This window comes from Kitasatospora sp. NPDC032121 (genome assembly GCF_055580145.1).
In genome coordinates, this window is the sequence record NZ_JBVILX010000009.1 from 194,039 (window position 1) to 211,753 (window position 17,715).

The 17,715-nt window shown below is 74.6% G+C and carries 18 protein-coding genes; 9 read left to right on the forward strand and 9 right to left on the reverse strand.

Features of this window, described 5'->3' with window-relative positions; translation table 11 throughout:
• The first annotated feature begins 61 nt into the window (after positions 1-61).
• Entirely contained in the window at positions 62-1,276 is a 1,215-nt protein-coding gene (locus tag ACZ5OX_RS23135) for a LysR family transcriptional regulator (protein ID WP_465632552.1), read from the forward strand.
• Here the strand turns inward: ACZ5OX_RS23135 and ACZ5OX_RS23140 are convergent.
• A complete protein-coding gene (locus ACZ5OX_RS23140; protein WP_465632554.1) occupies positions 1,162-2,355 on the reverse strand; it encodes an erythromycin esterase family protein in 1,194 nt (397 codons plus the stop codon). The two genes, ACZ5OX_RS23135 and ACZ5OX_RS23140, sit on opposite strands and share 115 nt — an antisense overlap.
• A gap of 136 nt (positions 2,356-2,491) precedes the next feature.
• Between ACZ5OX_RS23140 and ACZ5OX_RS23145 the strand changes: the two genes are divergently transcribed.
• The 3 genes from ACZ5OX_RS23145 (at position 2,492) to ACZ5OX_RS23155 (ending at position 6,013) form a co-directional block, all read left to right on the forward strand.
• Complete coding sequence (locus tag ACZ5OX_RS23145) at positions 2,492-3,238, forward strand: TioE family transcriptional regulator (protein ID WP_465632556.1); 747 nt, start codon at positions 2,492-2,494, stop codon at positions 3,236-3,238.
• A 204-nt stretch (positions 3,239-3,442) separates the two neighbouring features.
• Complete coding sequence (locus ACZ5OX_RS23150; protein WP_465632558.1) at positions 3,443-4,807, forward strand: SMI1/KNR4 family protein; 1,365 nt, start codon at positions 3,443-3,445, stop codon at positions 4,805-4,807.
• Positions 4,808-5,014: 207 nt separating this feature from the next.
• Entirely contained in the window at positions 5,015-6,013 is a 999-nt protein-coding gene (locus tag ACZ5OX_RS23155; RefSeq protein WP_465632559.1) for a ScbA/BarX family gamma-butyrolactone biosynthesis protein, read from the forward strand.
• 198 nt (positions 6,014-6,211) lie between these two features.
• Here ACZ5OX_RS23155 and ACZ5OX_RS23160 read toward each other — a convergent pair whose 3' ends face one another.
• The 3 genes from ACZ5OX_RS23160 to ACZ5OX_RS23170 form a co-directional block, all read right to left on the reverse strand.
• On the reverse strand, positions 6,212-6,625 hold the full coding sequence (locus ACZ5OX_RS23160) for a hypothetical protein (RefSeq protein ID WP_465632561.1): 414 nt from the start codon (positions 6,623-6,625) through the stop codon (positions 6,212-6,214).
• A gap of 188 nt (positions 6,626-6,813) precedes the next feature.
• Positions 6,814-8,397 carry an MFS transporter gene (locus tag ACZ5OX_RS23165; RefSeq protein WP_465632563.1) on the reverse strand — a complete coding sequence of 528 codons (1,584 nt, stop codon included), beginning with the start codon at positions 8,395-8,397 and terminating at the stop codon, positions 6,814-6,816.
• Positions 8,394-8,993: a MarR family winged helix-turn-helix transcriptional regulator gene (locus tag ACZ5OX_RS23170; protein WP_465632565.1), complete on the reverse strand. Its 600-nt coding sequence runs from the start codon at positions 8,991-8,993 to the stop codon at positions 8,394-8,396. Before ACZ5OX_RS23170 ends, ACZ5OX_RS23165 begins: the two co-directional genes overlap by 4 nt.
• 158 nt (positions 8,994-9,151) lie before the next feature.
• On the opposite strand from ACZ5OX_RS23170, the gene ACZ5OX_RS23175 reads away from it, so the two are divergent.
• On the forward strand, positions 9,152-9,817 hold the full coding sequence (locus tag ACZ5OX_RS23175; RefSeq protein ID WP_465632567.1) for a response regulator: 666 nt from the start codon (positions 9,152-9,154) through the stop codon (positions 9,815-9,817).
• A gap of 40 nt (positions 9,818-9,857) precedes the next feature.
• Here ACZ5OX_RS23175 and ACZ5OX_RS23180 read toward each other — a convergent pair whose 3' ends face one another.
• The 5 genes from ACZ5OX_RS23180 to ACZ5OX_RS23200 form a co-directional block, all read right to left on the reverse strand.
• A complete protein-coding gene (locus tag ACZ5OX_RS23180) occupies positions 9,858-11,189 on the reverse strand; it encodes a sensor histidine kinase (protein WP_465632569.1) in 1,332 nt (443 codons plus the stop codon).
• A gap of 171 nt (positions 11,190-11,360) precedes the next feature.
• A complete protein-coding gene (locus ACZ5OX_RS23185) occupies positions 11,361-12,752 on the reverse strand; it encodes an FtsX-like permease family protein (RefSeq protein WP_465632571.1) in 1,392 nt (463 codons plus the stop codon).
• 5 nt (positions 12,753-12,757) lie between these two features.
• A complete protein-coding gene (locus ACZ5OX_RS23190; RefSeq protein ID WP_465632736.1) occupies positions 12,758-13,522 on the reverse strand; it encodes an ABC transporter ATP-binding protein in 765 nt (254 codons plus the stop codon).
• A gap of 97 nt (positions 13,523-13,619) precedes the next feature.
• Positions 13,620-14,192, reverse strand: a complete 573-nt coding sequence (locus tag ACZ5OX_RS23195) for a HEAT repeat domain-containing protein (protein ID WP_465632573.1) — start codon at positions 14,190-14,192, stop codon at positions 13,620-13,622.
• Between the two features lie 148 nt (positions 14,193-14,340).
• Positions 14,341-14,577 carry a hypothetical protein gene (locus tag ACZ5OX_RS23200; protein ID WP_465632575.1) on the reverse strand — a complete coding sequence of 79 codons (237 nt, stop codon included), beginning with the start codon at positions 14,575-14,577 and terminating at the stop codon, positions 14,341-14,343.
• A 113-nt stretch (positions 14,578-14,690) separates the two neighbouring features.
• Between ACZ5OX_RS23200 and ACZ5OX_RS23205 the strand changes: the two genes are divergently transcribed.
• The 4 genes from ACZ5OX_RS23205 to ACZ5OX_RS23220 all read left to right on the forward strand — a co-directional run bounded on the left by ACZ5OX_RS23205 (position 14,691) and on the right by ACZ5OX_RS23220 (position 17,614).
• Positions 14,691-15,182: a hypothetical protein gene (locus tag ACZ5OX_RS23205; protein ID WP_449790186.1), complete on the forward strand. Its 492-nt coding sequence runs from the start codon at positions 14,691-14,693 to the stop codon at positions 15,180-15,182.
• Positions 15,183-15,315: 133 nt separating this feature from the next.
• Positions 15,316-15,906, forward strand: a complete 591-nt coding sequence (locus ACZ5OX_RS23210; RefSeq protein WP_465632577.1) for a hypothetical protein — start codon at positions 15,316-15,318, stop codon at positions 15,904-15,906.
• Positions 15,903-16,631 carry a hypothetical protein gene (locus ACZ5OX_RS23215; protein WP_465632579.1) on the forward strand — a complete coding sequence of 243 codons (729 nt, stop codon included), beginning with the start codon at positions 15,903-15,905 and terminating at the stop codon, positions 16,629-16,631. The genes ACZ5OX_RS23210 and ACZ5OX_RS23215 overlap by 4 nt, the downstream gene beginning before the upstream one ends.
• 77 nt (positions 16,632-16,708) lie before the next feature.
• Positions 16,709-17,614, forward strand: coding sequence for a ketopantoate reductase family protein (locus ACZ5OX_RS23220; RefSeq protein WP_465632581.1), 906 nt, complete (start codon positions 16,709-16,711; stop codon positions 17,612-17,614).
• Positions 17,615-17,715: the final 101 nt, after the last annotated feature.

Here is a 17,715-nt window from a genome sequence, read left to right on the forward strand (position 1 = left end):
TGCGGCCGGAACCGTACGCCCGTCCAAGAGCGGGAAGTTCTGGCACTTATGATCGGGAGTTATGGAACTGCGGCAGCTCCGGTACTTCGTCACCGTCGCCCAGCACGGCAGCTTCACCCGGGCCGCGCAGCTGCTGCACCTGACCCAGCCCGGGGTGAGCTCCCAGATCCGGCAGCTGGAACGGGAGCTGGGCCACCGACTGCTCGACCGCTCGGGCCGCACCGTGCGGCTCACCCCGGCCGGCGAGGCGGTGCTGCCGCACGCCCGGGCGGCCCTCGCCTCCGCGGCGGCGGCCCACCGCGCGGCCCAGGAGTTCGGCGGGCTGCGGCGCGGGCACGTACGACTGGGCATGGTCGCCGGGGCTGCCCTGACCCCGCCGTCCGGGCTGGGGACCTTCCCCGGGCTCGCCACCACGCTCGCGGCGTTCCGCCAGGAACACCCCGGCATCGACTTCTCGCTCGCCGAGGACACCACCGCACGGATGCTCACCGCCCTGCGCGAGGGCCGGCTGGACCTCGCCGTCGTCGGCCTGCCCGCCCCCGCGAGCGGGCGGGAGGGCGACGACGGCTGGTCGGCGCTGACCGGGCTCGCCCTGCACACGGTGCTGGAGATCCCGCTGGTCGCGGCCTGTGCGGTGGGGCACCCGCTCGTGGGAGGCCCGGGTCCTGATCCCGGTCCTGGTCCCGGTCCTGGCCCCGGCCCTGGTCCTGGTCCCGGTCCTGGCCCCGGACCCAGCCCTGGCCCTGCCGACGCCTCGGGCGCGGTATCGGGCCCCGGCCCCGCCGGCGGCTCCGTCGGCTCCGCGCCCGGCTGGCGCTCGCTGCCGGTCGCCGCGCTCGCCGGGCACGCCCTGCTGAGCACCCCGCGCGGCACCGGTCTGCGCACCGCGCTGGAGAGCGCCCTGGCCGAGGCCGGTGTCGAACCGGCGGTCGGCGTCGAGGCGGCCGCGCCACCGCAGTTGGCCGAACTCGCCGCGCACGGCCTGGGGGTGGCCGTCGTACCGGACCCGGGCCCGGTGCCGGGTCTGCGGGTGCGCCCGCTGACCGACCCCGTCCCCCGGGTCCGGATCGCGCTGGCCTGGTCGACCGGGCAGCCCGCCTCACCGCCGACCGCCGCCCTGGTGGCCCACCTGCGGCAGGCCTACCCCGGGCCTGCCGCCGCTCAGCCTCCGGCCGGCACCGCCGCTCCGCCGGTGGCGGGCTGCACCGCCGCGCCGTCGGCGACGTGCAGCAGCGCGTCCGCGCCGTCGAGCACCTCCCGGTCGAGCGGGAAGTAGCCCTGCCGCGGGACGGTGTCGGTGCGCGTACGGGCTTCGACCGGCAGTGCGGTGTCCGTCAACTCCCAGACCGTACCGCGCGCTTGCAGGTGGGACTCGTACGTCCCCGGTGCCGGCTCGGCCAGCCCGATCGCCTCGCTGCGCCCCAGGCTCCCGGCGACGAAGGCGTACCGCTCGCCCAGCAGCGCGGCCACGGTGCGGCCCGCCCCCGACCACCGGCAGTCCAGCTCGCCGAACGACCAGGCGCTCGGGTTCCGTTGCAGGTGCAGGTTGTGGGAGAAGACCAGGGTCGGTCCGCGCCGGGCCTCGACCGTGCGGATGTCGAGCAGGTTCCGCGCCATCAGCGCGTCCCGCACGCCGGACAGGGCGCTGATCCGGTCGCTCGCCGTGAGGCCCGGGACCGCCGACTGCGCGTGGTAGCGCAGCAGTCCGATCCCGGCGGTCAGCCGGGTGCGGGCCGCGCACCACTCCGCGGACGAGGTCGCCGCGATCAGTTCCGGCGCCCGCATGTCGAGTCGGAGGAGGAGGTCGTCGGCGAGGCAGCGCAGCCGCGCCGCCTCGGCGGTGCCGCCGGGCGACTGTTCCGGGTCCATCACCGCCTCCGTGCGGCTCCAGCGCTCGTCCTCACCCACCAGACGGGCGATTTCGAGGCCGAGGTCGAGGCCGAGCCCGAGGTAGTCGCAGGCGTGTTCGAGGTAGCGGCGCGGGCTGGGTGCGCTGGTGGTCTCGGTCGGGATGTCGAAGCCGTGCAGGGCCAGTCGCTCGCCGGCCGGCCGTTCCCGGTTGAACTCCCTCATCCAGGCGACGAGTCGGCGGTTGGGTTCGAGGTCCCCGAAGCCATGGGTGAAGCCGTCCCGCATCGCCGAGTCGAGGGTGCCGACGCCCTCCCGGACGTAGGCGTCCACGGCGAAGGCGGCGACCCGGTCGGTCTCCAGGGCGATCGAACGGAAGCCCCGGTCGACCAGTCGGGCGAACAGCTCGTTGCGGACCAGCCCGAACGCCGGCTCCTGGTGGGTCGGCTCACCGAGGCCCAGAAGCTCGCACGCCGGGGTGACGAAGTCATGCATGTCCTGGTTCATGGACCTCAAGCGTATCCTTGAAGGAACGGTTGAGACTTTTTCCGTCACCGGCGCTCAGCGACGACAGAAAGCCTCAAACGGCCCCGAACGATCGATCGGCCCCGCACGCCCAACCGGCCCGGAACGGGAGACGACCATGCGACCCGCCGACCTCGCGCGCGAGCACGGCATCTCGACCCAGGCGATCCGCAACTACGAGCGCGACGGCTGCCTCCCGCCCGCCGAACGCACGCCCACCGGATACCGGATCTACACCGAGCAGCACGCGGCCGCCCTACGCGCCTACCTCGCCCTCGTCCCGGCGTACGGACGCGCGGCCGCCGCCGCGGTGATGACCGCCGTCCATGCCGACCGGATCGGCGACGCCCTCACCGAACTCGACCGGGGCCACGCCCAGTTGCTGCGTGACCGGGAGACCCTCGCCACCGTCCGCGAGGCCGTCGGCCACCTGACCGGCGGCACCCGCCCGGCCAGCGGCACCCACCTGACCGGCGGCACCACCGCCGGAACCGGACTGCCCGCGCTGCCCGGCCCGCGCTCCGTCGGCGAGGTCGCCCACCGGCTCGGTGTCACCCCCGCGACCCTGCGGGCCTGGGAGGCCGCCGGCATCCTCGCCCCCGCCCGGGACCGCGCCACCGGCCACCGCCGCTACCTCCCGTCCGACGTCCGCGACGCCGAACTCGCCCACCTGCTCCGCCGGGGCGGCTACCTGTTGGACCGCATCGCCGCCGTACTGCGGCAGATCCGCACGGCGGGTGGCACCGGCGAGCCGGCCGCCGCCCTCGACGGCTGGCAGCAGCGCCTCACCACCCGGGGCCTGGCGATGCTCACCGCCTCGGCCCGCCTCGACGACTACCTGAGGCTGCGCCCCGAGACGCCCTGACGGGGTTGACCTCCGTCCTCGCCGTCGAGCGGGTCGTGCCGCCGTCGAACCCGCCCAGCCGTGGCGGGGACCGGGAACCCTCCTCGCCCCGTTCCACCCCGGAGCAATCCGGAGCCACCGGTGTCGGTGACGGTCGGTAGGGTCCTTCGCGTCACCACCCACCACCCACCAACCAAGACCCGCCGTACCGTTCGGAGGACACCTGTGCCCGCGCTCCACGACTTCGCCACCTGGGAGCCGCTGCTGACGCTCCTCCGGGCCGTGCGTCCCGACCGCACCCGCCCCGTGGTGGGAAGCATCAGCCGGACGGGGTGGAGTCTGCCCCTGAGCGAGCAGCGATCCCTCGGCCGGGCCGTGGCGCCGGTGCAGCGCGCACTCGTGGAGGCCGGCAGCCACGAGGCGCTGTTCGTGGCGGACGTCTCGCCGGACGGGCAGGCGGTCCTGCACGTGTTCGGCACCAGCCCAGCCGTGGAGTACGGCCTCCGGAACCCGAGCCCGGGCACGCTCGTCCTGGTCGAGGACGCCGTCCCCGAACCCTGGCGCCGCCTGCCCGACCCGATGCCCGGGGCGGTGCCGGCGCCGTCCGCGGACCCGGCCCTGCTGGAGCGGACGCTGCGCGAGAGGCTCCCCGACGCCGTCGGTGCGACCGAGGAGGAGATCGCCGCCACCGAGGAGCGGCTCGGCGTCGCACTGCCCGAGGAGCTCAAGGCGCTCTACCGGGCGACCAGGGTGTGCCCGGCCGGTCCGGACGGATCCGGCGACTGGGCGGCCGACTTCGCGGAACAGCAGGCCGCCGAATCCGCCGTCGGCTGCGAACTCTCCTCCCTGGAAGACCTGTTCGCCCTGGACGCGGACCGGCGGCCCTGCCCGTGGCAGTTCGCGGCGACGAAGGCGGTCGTCACCCCGCCCGACTCCGCCGTCCAGGGCCTGGTCGGCTCGCCCGGCTGGATCGTCTTCGGCAGCAACGGCGGTGACCTGTTCGCCGTCGACCTGACGCCCGGCCCGCGCGGCCACCTCGGACAGGTCATCCTCATCGACCACGAGCAGAGCATCGGCGCCGAACCGTACGGCGAATCCCTGACGGAACTGGTCCTCAACGGCTTCGAGAGCAGCGTCCCGGCCCGCCGCCCGGAGCGGCGGTCGCCGGCCATCGCCCGGGTCGGCGACCACCACGACCTGGTCGACCTCGAGTCCGCCGCGCACCCCGAGCTGGAAGTGGTGCAGATCTCCGACCGCAGCGGCGCGCCCCTCAGTCTCGCCCCCATCGTCGGGCTGCCCCGGGTCCGCACACTCACCGCACGCCCCGGCACGCTCGCCGAGCCGCTGGAGATCACCGGGCTGCCCGGGCTGGAATTCCTCTCCCTCGGACCCGGCGAGTGGCGCGTCCTCCTCAACAACGGGGCGGTCCCCCGCGGACTCTCCGCCGCCGACATCGAGGCGCACGGAAACGAGCACCCGGTGGCCGTCGTGAGCGTGGTCAACGACCTCCTCGCCCTCTGGGACCGCCCGCCGATCCCCCACACCATCGTCAAGGGGAACCTCGACCCGTCGGACCTGCCCGCCAGCTGATCCCACGCCTGTGATCTCGTCCAGGACTCCCGGGATCCGCTGGGCCAGTTCGGCTCAGACCCCAGCCACCCACTCACCGTGCCCGTACGATCACACCGGGCCGCCGAACGATTGTTCTGTCTCCTTGAAAACCAAACCGGTAGGTACGTATCTTACGAGCCCTGAGCAGCCCACCCCGCCCGTCACCGGTCCCTCGGAGTGCTCCCCATGACTCTGCTTGCCTCCCGCACGCCCACGCCCGCCCTCGCCATCGAAACGGACTCCGCACCCCTCCTCGACCCGGCCGCACCAACAACCCCGGCGCCCTGCCCGACCAGTACCGTCGCCAAGGAGTACGTCCACCGGGTCTGCGGCGCCGAGGTCTTCCTCACCGGCAGCGAGCAGCTGACGGACACCGCCTTCACCGTCACCGCGCGGTGGCCGCGCGCCCACACCTTCTTCAGCACCCCGGACGGCACCCGGCACGACCCGCTCCAAGCTGCTGAAACGATTCGCCAAGCCGGGCTCTACCTCGCCCACACGCGGTTCGGCGTACCGCTCGACCACAAGTTCATGATGTGGAACCTCGACTACACCACCCGCCCGCACCAGCTGCTGATCGGTGCCACGCCGACCGACCTCACCCTGGACGTCCAGCTCCTCGCCCGGCCGCGCCGCTCCGGCACCGCGGTCGACTTCACGCTGGAAACCGTCGTCCGACGGGGCCCGCAGCTCGCCGCCACCGGGCACACCCGCTTCACCACCGTCCCGGACTCCACCTACCAGCGGCTGCGCCAGGGACGCCACGACGCCGAGCACCCGTCGACACCGCTCGTGACCGCCGAACCGCTCCCGCCGGCCCGGGTCGGCCGACTCCGCCCGTGCGACGTCGTACTGACCCCGGCGGACGCCCCCGGAAGCTGGCACCTCACCCCCGACTTCCGGCACCCGACCCTCTTCGACCACGCCAACGACCACATGCCCGGCATGGTGCTGCTGGAGGCGGCCCGACAGGCGGCCAACGCGCTGATCAGCCCGGCCACCATCACCCCGGCCGCCGCGGCCACCACCTTCCACCGGTACGCCGAACACGACGCCCCCACCACGATCACCGCCCGGCACATCCCCGGTGAGACCCCGGACGCCGTCACCATCACGGTGACCGGCCACCAGCACGGCGAGCCGATCTTCACCACCGTGCTCACCGACCACCCGGACCACCACTGACCCGGACCACCACCGACCCCGCCACCACCGCCGCACCGCCCGAACGGCCCGCCCGACCCTCCCGGTCCGGCGGGCCGTCCACATGCCGACGGCTCGCCCGGTACGCGACCGGCTGGACGAGGAACGCTGGACGAGGAGCACGGGTCAAACGATCGGCGCACGCTGCTCGAACTCACCCGGGAGTCGCGCAGTGCTGGGCTACGGTCGCACCCGCCACGAACGGTCCGCCTCAGCCCGAGCCAGTTCGGCGTCGTACTGAGTCGCGTCAAACTGGAACTCTGGCAGAGGGTAGGGATCGGGGTCGAGTGGAGACGCCCGCGGCATCTCCCAGTCCGACCACTGCACGATCTCCCCGAACCGCTGCACGACCACGGTCAGGAAGCCACAACAGCCACCGGTGCACTCCGGTTCCCCCAGTTCCAGGCGGCGCGGTTCATCGGTCGCCCGAAGAGAGCCGGCACGGCCGGCTGGCAGCACATCGGCCGCATACGGTCCGCGGCCGCCTTCTCGAACCGCCTCACCGACCACGTCCTCGCCGTTGACCCGGAACCGCACCTGGGCAGCGAACCGGGGTCCCGGCGGCAACACCCCGATCTCCAAATGATCGAACATCAGACCACCCTAGGGGGCCGCTGACATCGGCGCGCAGCCGATTCGACGCCTGGCCCTGGCAGTCCGGCAGAAGGGTCCACGAGGTGCCTCCCGTTCTCATGAGCATCGACCACGGCCCGGGCGAGGCGCCTCCCGAAGTGGTGTGCACCTGCCGCCAGGCCTCGTGACCAGGTCCAGCCGATCCATCGTCACTGTTCCGTCGGCGGCTTTCCCAATCGGCCGAGGGAACGGTCCGGCACCGTGAGGAGAAAGAGCAGAGCCGCTCCACCGAGCATGAACAGCGCGAGGTGGTGCAGCCCGCCCGTGGTGGCGCCGTGCGGGAAGAAGGCGGCGTTCGCGGCCGAGGCCGCCATGGCCCCGAGGTACATGAAGGTGCGCAGCAGCCCGGCCGCCGAGGCGATGGCGGCCGGGTCGGCCTGGTGGTAGAGAGCGGTCTGGGTGCCGAGCCCGATCAGCCCCTGGGAGACGCCCGCCAGTACCCCGACCGCGATCAGCAGGGCGCCCGGGCTGCTCGCGTGCACCAGCAACAGGGCGGCGCAGGAGACGATCTGGCAGGCGGAACCGACCAGCAGCTTGCCGCGCACGCCCGGGCTGCGGCCGCTGAGGCCGGCGGCCGTGAGGGCGGTCAGCGAGAGCGGCAGCAGCACCAGTCCGGTGGTGGCGGCCGACAGGCCGCGCCCCTCCTCCAGCCACTGGGTGTAGCCGTAGAGGAAGGCGTAGACGGCGGTGTAGCCGAGGACCTGGCGCAGGTAGGTGGCGATCAGCGGGCGGTTGGCGGCGAGCGCCCGCAGGTCGATGAAGGGGGTACGGGCCCGCCGCTCGCGGACGGTGAAGGCGACGGCCGCCAGGACGGCGAGCGCCGGCAGGTACCAGCGCACCGGGTCGGGCTTCATCAGGAACAGCATCAGGGCGAGCAGGAGGACGGCGAACAGTGCGATCCCGGCGTGGTCGAGGCGCTCCGGGCGGGCGGGGCCGTCGGGGCGCTCCGGGCCGTCGGGGCGCTCCGGACGGGCGGGGCGCTCCGGGCCGTCTGGGCGCTCCGGACGGGCGGGGCGCTCCGGGCCGTCTGGGCGGTCGGGGCCTTCAGGGCCATCGGGACGGTCGGGACGGTCGGGACGGGAGCCGTTGCCGCCGTCGGGGTGGCGCTCGGTGACGGGCAGCCGGGCGGCACCGAGCGCCAGACAGGCCAGCGACAGCGGGACGTTGACGGCGAAGACCGTCCGCCAGCCGCCCGCGCCGATCAGCAACCCGCCGAGTGTGGGGCCGACCACGGCGACGGTCTGGTTGGCGACGGCCAGGACCGTCAGCACCCCGGTGGGGCTGGACCGCCCGGTCCGCTCGGCCTCGCCACGGGTCAGGTGCATCGCGGCGGGGTAGGCCGCGGAGGTGCCCAGCCCGAGCAGCACCCGGGCGGCGATCAGCAGCCCGAGCGACGGGGCGAGCGCGCCGAGCAGCCCGGCGAGGCCGACCAGCGCCGTCCCGGCGAGGTAGAGCCGGCGCGGGCCGTGGGTGTCCACCAGGCGCCCGATCACCGGCTGACCGACGGCGGTGGCCAGGTAGAGCGCGGTGACCAGCCAGGCGGTCTCGGCGGGCGGCGCACCGAAGGCGGCGCCCACGGGCACCAGGGCCACCGCGATCATCGACGAGTTGATCGGGTTGAGCACCGAGCCGAGCACCATCGGTGCGATCAGTCGGCGGTCGAACCCGCCGTCCGGAGCTGGCTGCTGACGGCGGGGAAGGAGCCGGGCCAGCAGAGCGGCCGGGCCGGTCATCGCCGGTTCAACCGGTCCATCAGGGCCAGCGCCTCCAGCATGGTGGCACGCTCGGCCTCGGTGTAGTGCTCCGCCATGGCCAGGGTCAGCCACTCCTGGCGGGCCTGGCGGCTGTCCGCGACGTACGCCAGGCCGACCTCGGTGAGGCTGACCAGCTGACGGCGCCCGTCCTGGGGGTCGGGGCGCCGTCCGACCAGCCCGTGCTGTTCGAGCGCGGCGAGGGTGGCGGCCATCGACTGCGGACGGACCCGCTCGGCGGCGGCCAGCGCACTGGCGGAGGCCGGACCGTCACCGATCAGCCGACTGAGCACGGCGGTCTGGGACGGGGTCAGGTCGCTGGAGCCGCCGGTCTCCCGGAGGGTGCGGCGCAACCGGCTGAACACGGCGCGCAGCTCACGGGCGGCCGACGCCGCGGTGTCGGGAACCACGGAGGCGCCGGCCCGGGCGACCTCCGCGGGCTCGGCGGATCCCGTGAACTCAGCGGTCTCGGCGGACTCGGCGGGCCCGGCAGGCCCGGCGGTCTCGGCGGACGCGACGGACTCGGGCGGGGCGTTGCGGGCCGCGGTGGCGGCGCGGGCGGTTCGCTTCTCGGTCACGACTCCACGGTAGTTTCATCAGGCTGGACTGTCCAGTCTGGACTGAAGGATTTCCCGGAACCCCGGACCGCCCGAAACCCGGCCTGCCCGGAGCGCCCGGAGGGCCCGGAGCGCCAGAGCCCCGGAGCGCCCGGAGCCCCGGACCGGATAATGACGGCATGATCGACAAGCAGCTCCGCGTCGTCCTCGCCGAGGACTCGGTGATCCTCCGGGACGGCATGGTCGAGCTCCTCACCGCCCGGGGATGCGCCGTGGTCGCCACCGCCGGGACGGCGCCCGAGCTGATCGCCGCCGTCACCGGGCACCGGCCCGACGTGGCCGTGGTGGACATCCGGATGCCGCCCACCCACACCGACGAGGGCATCCGGGCCGCGGTGGAGATCCGGGCCGCGCTGCCCGAGGTCGGCATCCTGGTCTTCTCCCAGCACGTCGAGACCGCCTGGGCGGCCCGGCTGCTGGCCGACGGCGCCGCCGGCATCGGCTACCTGCTCAAGGAACGCGTGGCCCGCACCTCCGAGTTCGTGGACGCCCTGCACCGGGTCGCCGCGGGCGGCACGGCCCTCGACCCGGAGATCGTCGACGGCCTGATGCACGGCGGGCGGCGCAACCGGGTGGACGCGCTCACCCCGCGCGAGCGGGAGGTGCTGGAGTTGATGGCGCAGGGGCACTCCAACCGCTCGATCGCCGCGCTGCTGGTGGTCTCGGAACGGGCGGTGGAGAAACACGTCGCCGCCGTGTTCGGTAAGTTCGAGCTGCCCGCGACCGACGCGGACAACCGGCGGGTCAAGGCCGTGCTCGCCTACCTCGCGGAGAGCGGCGCCTGAATCGGACGCGGCCCCGAGGGCTCGGGCCCGTGACCGCACGTCAGAGCCGGCCGGGCAGTTCGGCGCTGACTGCCGTCGGCCCGCCGGCCGGGCTGTCCACCCGCAGCGTTCCGTCCACGGCAGCGAGCCGCTCGGCCAGGCCGGCCAGCCCGGTGCCCGTCCCGATCGCGGCCCCGCCGTGTCCGTCGTCGCGCACGGTCAGCCGGACCCTCCCGTCGGCCACCGTCACGCTCAGCTCCGCCGACCGCGCGCCGCTGTGCTTGGCCACGTTGGTCAGCAACTCGGCCGCGCAGAAGTAGACGGCCCGCTCGATCACCTCCTCGGGACGCTCCCGCAGGTCCAGCCGGACGTCGACCGGCACCGGCGAGGTGGCGGTCAGACCCGGCAGCGCCTCGGCCAGTCCGCCGTCCAGCGCCACCGGATGGATGCCCCGGGTCAGCCGGCGCAGGCCGGTGATGGTGTCGTCGGTCTGCCCGCGAGCCCGGTCGAGCAGGGTGCGCAGCCGCCCGAGGTCGGGCCCGGCCGCGCCGAGCGGACCGCTCCTCACGGGGCCGACCCGGCCCGCCGCCCCCTCACCCACCGCGGCCTGGCCCGCCGCGGCCTCACCCACCGCTGTCTCGCCCACCGGGCCGTCCCCCAGCGCGTCGTCGGCCAGGGACAGTGTGATGGCGAGCGCGACCAGTTGCGCCTGGGTGCCGTCGTGCAGGTCGCGTTCCAGGCGGCGCAGCCGATCGGTGCTGTCGGCCAGCAGGGTGGCCCGGGCCTCCTCCAGCTGACGCACCCGCTGCTGCGAGCGCACCGGCCCGAGCAGGGTGCGGGCCAGCGTACGGTCCGCCCCGGCGAGCGTTCGCACCACGGCGGGGACGACGGCCAGCACCGCGAGGCCGGCCGGGATCGCGCTGAGGTCCAGCAGACCGATCGACCTCGGGCCCGGCTCCATCATCCGCGCCCAGAGCGGGAAGCCCACCAGCCAGACGCTGCCGAGCGGCAGTCCGACCACGGCGAGGAAGCCGAGCATGCCCAGCGGCAGCCGCAGGAGCAGGTAGAGCAGCGTCCGCCAGGCCGCCGGATCGGTCAGCACCGCCCGGCCCCGGGCGAACGCCCCGGACGGACGCGGCAGCGGCGGCGGTGCGGGCACCTCCTCCCCGAGCAGCCGCCCGACCAGCCACCGGTGCAGCCCGCCGAGCCGCGTCGCCCCGAGCAGCGCGGCGACCACGAAGGGCAGGCCCAGTACAGTGAGCGAGAGCAGCGCACCGGCGTAGAGGACGGCGACCGCGTACACCCCGCCGAGCACCCCGAGCGGTAACCCGAGCACCGCGAAGGCCAGTTCACCGCCGCGCACCGACCGGTACCGCTGCCGCTCAGCCACCATCCACCTCACCACTCACCCGCCGACCGGCCCCCAGCATCCACCAGGAACCACGGGAACCACCCACTCACCTGCCCTTCCTCGCTCACGACCCACCGGACAGCCGGTCCACCGACACCGTGCCAGGCCCACCGCCCCGGCCCGCCGTCGACACCGCCCGCTACCTCCCCCGCCTCACCCCCGTTCCCCGCCCGTCGCCTCCACCGCCGAGCCGCCGACCGCCCACAGCCCCGTGCCGACGATCCCCGGAACCGTGAGCACGGCCGCCCCCAGCACCACCCGGGCGCACGCCGCTCCCGGTACGACCGGCGCCGCCGAGCCCGTCACCGCCAGGCTGAACGCCCCCGAGGCCGCGGCCGCCACCGCCGCCCCCAGCAGCACACCGATCGCCGTGGTCAGGACCGCCTCCACGGAGAGCATCCGCAGCAGCTGCCGCCTCGTCGCCCCGACCAGGCGCAGCAGCGCGAACTCACGGCGCCGGTCGGCGGTGAGCGCCACCAGGGTGTTGACCGTGGAGACCGCCGCGAAGCAGACCAGCAGCCCGAGTTCCATCTCACGCAGCCAGATGTCGCTCGCCTTGGTGACGCTGGTCGCGGCACCCGTCTCCCGGGCGACGCGCTCGGCCGTGCTGGTGAGCACCAGCACGGTGCCGGAGAGCCCGACCAGCAGCGCGACCGGCACCACCGCCGAGGAGAGCCGGGCCGCGTAGCCGCGCAGGTTGGCGTCCGCCAGCCAGCCGGTCCTGGGCGCCAGCATCCGCACCGGGGCGCCGAGCACGGCTACCAGGCCCCGCGCCGCGACCGGCGCCAGCAGTCCGACCGCGACCAGCAGCACCAGCGAGCCGAGCAACGAGGCCTGCCCCGCCTTGTCCAGCTCTCCGGCCGGTCGGCTCGCCGCCAGTCGCAGCAGCAGCCCACCGCCCGCGAGCACCGCCACCCCGGCGAGCAGCCGCGGCAGTCCCGTCCGCCGGGGCCCGCCGCCGCCCTCGGCCAGCGCGACGGCCGGGGACGGCCCGGTGATCCGGCGGGCCGCCACGGCGGTGGCCGCCAGGCCGACCAGCAGCGCCACCCCGGTCCCGATCAGCGCCGGCACCGGCGCCCCGGGTATCCGCAGCCCTGGTGCGGCCATGCCGCGCTCCTGGAGTGCGGCGAGGAACGCCCGGGCGGCGAGGAATCCCACCAGGCCGCCGGGCGCGGCCACCAGCAGGACCGTCACCGCCACCTGCGCGCGGACCACCCTGCGCACCTGCCGGGGTGTCGCCGCGACGGTGCGCAGCAGCGCGAGGTCGCGGTGCTGCTGGCGCAGGGTGAAGCCGAGCGCGTTGACGACGACGAACAGCGCGACCAGGACGGCGATCTCGCCGAACGCCCCGGCGATCAGCACCAGCCCCGGCCCGGGGACCGCCGCCCGCTTCGCCGCATCCGGCGCCGTGACCTGTGCGGCGACCAGCGACCCGAACAGTGTCACCGCCGCCACCGCCAGGAACAGTGCCGTCCCCAGCCCGGCGAAGGAGGCCGGGCGGCGACGGATCTGCCCCGCCGAGAGACTCAGTACGGGACTGTTCATCGCGCTCACCCTCCCAACCGGCTCAGCCGCTCGCCGACCTGTGCGGCCGTCGGCCTGGCCAGCTCGTCCATCAGCAGGCCGTCGGCCAGCAGCAGCACCCGGTCCGCGTACCCGGCGGCGACCGGGTCGTGGGTGACCATCACGCACGTCTGCCCGTCGGCGTCGACGCCCGCTCGCAGCAGGGCCAGGACCTCCTGCCCGGTGGCACGGTCCAGCGCGCCGGTCGGCTCGTCGGCGAACAGCACCTCCGGCCGGGAGACCAACGCCCTGGCTATCGCCACCCGCTGCTGCTGACCGCCCGACAGCTGCCCGGGCCGCTGCCGCTCGCGCCCGGCCAGCCCGACCCGGGCCAGCGCCTCGCGCACCCGGGCCCGCTCCGGCGGCCGTCCGGCCAGCCGCCCCGGCAGTTCGACGTTCTGCGCGACCGTCATCGCGGACATCAGGTTGAAGGCCTGGAACACGAACCCCACCCGGGTGCGGCGCAGCTCCGCCAGCCGCCGCTCGGGCAGCCCGGACACCTCGGTGTCGCCCCACCGCACGGCGCCCCTGGTGGGGCGGTCCATGCCGGCCAGGCAGTGCAGCAGGGTGGTCTTGCCGGAGCCCGACGGCCCCATCACCGCCGTGAACGTCCCCGGTGCGAAGGCCACCGAGACCCCGCGCAGCGCCCGTACCGCCGCCGCGCCGCGCCCGTACTCCCGGTGCAGCCCGGCCGCGCTCAGGGCGGAGCCCGTCACTCCGTCGTGCGCCAACGTGGCGGCGGCTGTCGTCATCCCGTTCATGCCCTCCATCGTGGGCGTCCGGGGCCGGGAGATCGATTGTGCTGGCACCCGAATCCGGGGTTCGGGAAACCGAACCCCACAGGTGGTGCTAAACCCCCTCGGAGACGTCGCGGGAGACATCGCGGGACACATCGCGACGCCGCCGGGCCCACGCCCGGAGCGTGCTCACCCGGTGGTCGTGCTCGAACTCGGGCCCGGTCAGCGGCCCCAGCAGTCCGACCGCGGCCGCCGTGCGCGGGTCGTCCCGCAGGGCGAGTCCATAGCCGGCCTCCAGGCGCACCTGCCGGTCGTCCGCGCCCAGCAGTGCGGCCAGGGCGTCGGCGAGCTCGGGCGTCCGGTCCGCGGAGCCGGCGAGGACGGAGACGGCGGCGCCCTGGACGTCCGGCGATTCGTCCCCGGTCAGGGCGAGCAGCGCGGCCCTGGTCTCCGGGGTGCGCCGTGCGTCGCCGAGCGATCCGGCGGCGGCGGACCGGACCGATGCGTCCGGGTCCCGGGTCAGCCGGAGGACGCAGTCGTGCGCCGCCCCGGTCAGCGGGGCGCCGAGGAGGTTCGGCACCGTGCGGCGCACCCGGGGACCGGGGTGTCCGGCGTGGCGCAGTCCGATGGGCTCCGCGTCGGGGTGCTCCCGGCCGTCCAGGGCTCCGAGGAGCGTGGCGAGCACCTCGTCGTCCGGTTCGGTCGACGTCCAGGCGGCGATCAGCTCCGTCTCCTCCCCCTCGTACTCGACCGGCCCGCCCGGCCGCAGGAACGGGGCGTCGAGCAGGAAGCCGGCGACGAAGCGGCGGGGTCCGGGTGCCGGTGGTGGGCCATCAGCGCCGACCAGGCGCCTGCCGGCTGCGGCGTTCCCCGAGCACGAACAGGCAGGCGGACCGCCCGACGTGGAGCCCGTCCCGGTGCCGGACGGCCCGGGCCACCAGTTCGTCGACGGGGGTGAGGACGCGGAACCTCCACTCCAGTTCGGTCAGCACGGCCCCGTGTCCGGCACGGACGGTCAGCCCGCCGAGGGAGACCTGTTCGACGTCCGCGTGGTCCTCCCTGACCGGCACACGTGGGCGAAGTCTTCTGAGCACGCGGCTGGAGGGCTGACCAGGCCACTTCGGCCAACCGCTTCGCCGTTAGACTGCAGTGGGTCAACCGAGGCCAGGAACAAGAGGCGCCCATGACGGTCGAGCAACGGTGGCTGTTGGACGAGACTCCCTGGCCCGAGCGGGCCACTCTGGCCTACGGCGAGTTGGTGGAACTGACGACGCCGAATCCACCCATGCAGGAGCTGGGCTGGCTTGGGCCGGAGATCGTGGGCAGTCGCGGTGTGATCATCGGGTGTGTTATCGAGCAGGACGAGCGCGACGGCTACGTCGGACCGTTCTACTCGGTGGAGACCGAGGACGGCAGGCCCTGGGGGCTACGGCCAGAGTTCCTTGTCTCCCGGGGAGGGCTTCATCCCGGAATGCCGCCCCGTTATCGCAGCGACCTGCCCGAAGGAACCCGCGTCCGAATCCGCATCGAGTCGGACTCCCCGGGCGAGACGACGGCCGTCGGGGAGATCACCGGGATCTGGTGGACGACATCCCTGGAACCACCGAAGGGCTACACCGTGGAGGTCGGCGAGTACTCCTACTGCGTCACCCCGGGGCAGGCCGAGGTCATCTGACCCGGCGAGAGCCTGCCTGCGGTCATTTCCGGACACCGTCAGCAGTCGAACGCGATCTGACCGCCTCTTCCACCCCCCGGCTCTTCTACCCCCCGGCTCCTCGACCGACCACCCGACGGGCGATCATGATCAGGTGACCATCGACCTGCTGCCCGGTCGCGGCGTCGGCCTGCCCGCCCCGCTGCCCGAGCTCCGCTTCGGCCTCACCGAGGCGGAGGTGCGCGCGCTGCTGGCCCCGCACGCCGGCCTGCTGCCCGACGGAGTGCGGAGCACCTTCGTCTGCGGCTGCTCCTGGGCGCTGGCCTTCGAGCTGCCCGGGGTGAGCGTCACCCTCGGCGCCGACGACCACGACCGCCTCCACTCCGTCACGGTCGGCCGGAACCCGAGCGACGACCGCCCCGCCTGCCCGGTCGGCTACCACGGGATCGACCTGCTGGGCCGGCCGGCGCACGAGCTGGTCGAGGCGCTGCGCGACGAGGGCCTGCCGGTGCCCGATCCCGGCGGCGGCAACCTCCGCCATGGAGCGCTCTTCCTCCACCGGGCGCCCGGCCCCCGGCGCCTACCGCCCGCCCCGGGCCGCAAGCCGCGCCGCGAGAAGCCGTTCGCCTTCGACTACGCCTCCCTGTCCGCCCCCGCCGAGCAGGACGCACCCACCGGACACGAAGCACCCGCACAGCACGGAGCACCCACCGGGCACCATGCCCCCACCGAGGCCGCCGAATGATCCCCCACCCGACCGGTACCGCCACCGGTCCGCACGACGCCGCCTTCCTCCCTCGCAGGCAGCTGTCCCCGCGCCCGGCCGAGCGGCCGATCACCGCACCTGTCCCCAAACTCGGCGGCCAGCCCTGCTGGTTGGCCGAGCCCACCTGGCCGCTCTCCCCCACCACCGGTGAACCCCTGGTGTTCATCGGGCAGTTCCCCGTCCCGGGCGAGCCGGGCCGGCTGGCGTACCTCTTCCTGGAGGAGGAGGACGAGCTCATGGGCGGCCTCGACCCGGAGCGGGGCGACGGCCTGCTGCTGGTCCAACCCGGCGGGCGCATACCGCCGTTCGCGGTGATCGGGCCACCCGGCACCCGGGGCCGTACGCTCTGGCGCTGCGAACCCGACGGCGAGCGGACCCCGGTCGAGTACCACCTGGACGTGGTGCCGCTGCCGGACGGCGTCGACCGGGCGATGGACCGACGGGCCGACTTCCAGCGCTACCTGCGCAACGAGGGCCCCGAGGTCCCCTTCCCGGACGGCGACCACGTGCACGACCACCTCGGTGGGGACCCGTCCTACCCGGCCGGCCGGGCCCGGGTCGCGGCGCCCTGGCGGTACCTCTTCTCCCTCTCGGACGCCCCTGACGAGGGCGACCCGTACTTCCTCAACTTCGGTTACGGCGACGGCTTCGGCTTCCTCAGCCCGGACGGTCTTGAGGGCCGGTTCTTCTGGGAGGCCCCGTAGCCGCGCCCGTCCTCCGCCACTCCCATCCCCCCATCCTCCATCCACCCGCCCCCATCCATCCATCCACGGGAGCCACCATGACCACCACCCCCCTGACCGTCGCCGTCCTCGGACCGGGCGGAGTCGGCGGACTGATCGGCGGGCTGCTCGCCCGCGACGGCCACCGGGTCGTCTGCCTGGCCGGCGAGGCGACCGCAGCCGCCATCGAGCGGGACGGACTGCACGTCCGCAGCGCTCGGTTCGGCGAGTTCACCGCCCGGGTGGAGGCCGCGACCGAACTGCGCGAGCCGGTCGACGCGGCCTTCGTGACGGTCAAGGAGACGGCGCTGGCCGCCGCGCTCGACCGGATGCCCGCGCAGGTGCTCGGCACCGGGATCATGGTGCCGCTGCTCAACGGCCTGGACCACATGGCGCTGCTGCGCGAGCGCTACCCGGCCGGACGGGTGGTGGCCGGCACCATCCGGGTCGAGGCCACCCGGACGGCGCCCGGGCGGATCGAGCACACCAGCCCGTTCGCCACCGTCGAGCTCGGCGCGACCACCGAACCCGGCTCCCCCGTGGCCGAGTTCGCCGAGCAGCTGCGGCACAGCGGGCTGGACGTCGTGCTGCGCGAGGACGAGACGGCGATGCTGTGGAGCAAGCTCTCCTTCCTCGCCCCGTTCGCCCTGCTCACCACCCGTCACGCGAGCGGGATCGGCACCGTGCGCACCGAGCACCGGGCCGAACTCCTCGCCGTGCTGGACGAGATCGCCGCCGTCACCCGGGCGGTCGGCGCGCCGGCGGACGCCCAGACCCTGCTCGCCTCCTTCGACCGCCTCCCCGAGGCGATGAAGTCCTCGATGCAGCGCGACGTGGAGGCCGGCCGGCCGACCGAGCTGGACGCCATCGGCGGCGCCGTGCTGCGGGCGGCCGACGCGCACGCGGTGGCCGTCCCGACCATCGCCGGCCTGGTGCGCGACCTGTCCGACTCCGCCGACCGGTAGGACCGGCCCGGGTGTTCACCCCACGGACGTCTCCCCGGGGTGAACACCCGGCACCCTGCCCCGCCCGCCCTGCCGCCCGCCCCGTCCTGCTCTGCCCTGCC